We start from the raw sequence: 1604 nt of genomic DNA, 5'->3' as shown, positions 1-1604 counted from the left end.
CCTGGAACGCCATGGACGCCGCCTCCAAACGTGACGTGCTGGGCGACCTCACCGCTGCCGTGAAGAAGACGCCCCTGAAAATGGGTTTTTATTACTCGCTGTACGAATGGTATAACCCGCTGTACCAGAACAAGCAGTACCACGAATACGTAACCACCCACATGATCCCCCAGCTGAAGGACCTCGTGAACCGCTACAGTCCCGATATCGTATGGCCCGACGGCGAGTGGGACCAGACCGACAGCCTCTGGCATTCGAAAGAGTTCCTGACCTGGCTGTATAACGAATCGCCGGTGAAGGAATCCGTGGTGGTGAACGATCGCTGGGGCAAAGGCATCCGGCAGAAGCACGGCGGGTATTTCACGACGGAATATGAAGTAGGGAAGACCTTCAGCAAGCCCTGGGAAGAGTGCCGGGGCATGGGGTATTCTTTCGGATACAACCGTAACGAAGACATCGAGGATTACAACAGCGCGCAATCCCTCATATATCTCCTGCTCGATATCGTGAGCAGCGGCGGCAACCTGTTGCTGGATATCGGTCCGGATGCGCATGGCAAGATCCCGCCCATTATGCAGGAGCGCCTGTTGCAGATCGGCAAATGGCTGGATGTGAACGGCGAAGCGATTTACGACACCCGCGCCTGGAAAACCCCTGTGCAATGGACCGCCGGCAACCGCGAGCAGCCCAAACACAAGGGTTACGTGAGCGCCGAAGTGCTGCTGAAGCAAACGGTGGACCCCGCCCCGGGGTACGCCCGCAAGGAGCTGTTCTTCACCCGCAAAGGCAGCACCGTGTACGCGATCGCGCCGGTAATGCCCGAAGGATCGCTCGAGATCCAGGGCGTAACGCCCGCGAAAGGCGCCACCGTGCAGCTGCTGGGGCGCCCAGGCAACCTGCAGTGGATCAAAACGGCGAAAGGGATCAAGGTAACCGTGCCGAAACTCACCGCGAAAGAAACGCCCTGCGAGCACGCCTGGACGTTCAAAGTGACGCAGGTGAACGGATGATCGTTATTCATTGGAAATGAACGTATTAAGCCGGGCAAAATGACGCCCGGCTTTTTTTTGCCCATTTTTTTAACTGTAGATTTAACAATTAAAGATTTGTTGCTATCTTGACAAACTAATCCTTTTCACGTTATACTGATACTAATATGAACCACCAACTTGTTCTATCCGACTACATCGTTTTTGCGATTTACTTCGTAATCGTGGCCGGGTATGGTTATTACATTTACAACCGGAAACGGAAAGCCAGTGCCGACACCAAAGACTTTTTCCTCGCCGAAGGTTCGCTCACCTGGTGGGCGATCGGCGCATCCCTCATTGCCTCCAACATTTCCGCCGAGCAGTTCATTGGTATGAGCGGTTCGGGTTTCAAAATGGGCCTGGCCATTTCCACCTACGAATGGATGGCGGCCGCCACTTTGCTCGTGGTAGCGATTTTCTTCCTGCCCATTTATCTCAAAAACAAGATTTACACGATGCCGCAGTTCCTGAGCCAGCGGTATAACGGCACGGTGGCCACCATCATGGCGGTCTTCTGGCTGTTGCTGTATGTGTTCGTAAACCTGACTTCGATCCTGTACCTGGGCGCCCTGG

1 protein-coding gene and 1 pseudogene are annotated in these 1604 nt (G+C 54.6%); both read left to right on the top strand.

Features of this window, described 5'->3' with window-relative positions; translation table 11 throughout:
• A partial coding sequence (locus Q0510_RS00110) for an alpha-L-fucosidase (protein WP_298707117.1) occupies positions 1 to 1010 on the top strand: 1010 nt, incomplete at its 5' end.
• 146 nt (positions 1011 to 1156) lie between these two features.
• A pseudogene (locus Q0510_RS00105) lies at positions 1157 to 1604 on the top strand (sodium transporter); the annotation flags it as partial.

The organism is uncultured Chitinophaga sp., from assembly GCF_937874145.1.
Taxonomy (GTDB): Bacteria; Bacteroidota; Bacteroidia; order Chitinophagales; family Chitinophagaceae; genus Chitinophaga.
This window is presented reverse-complemented; position numbering and strand designations above follow the sequence as displayed.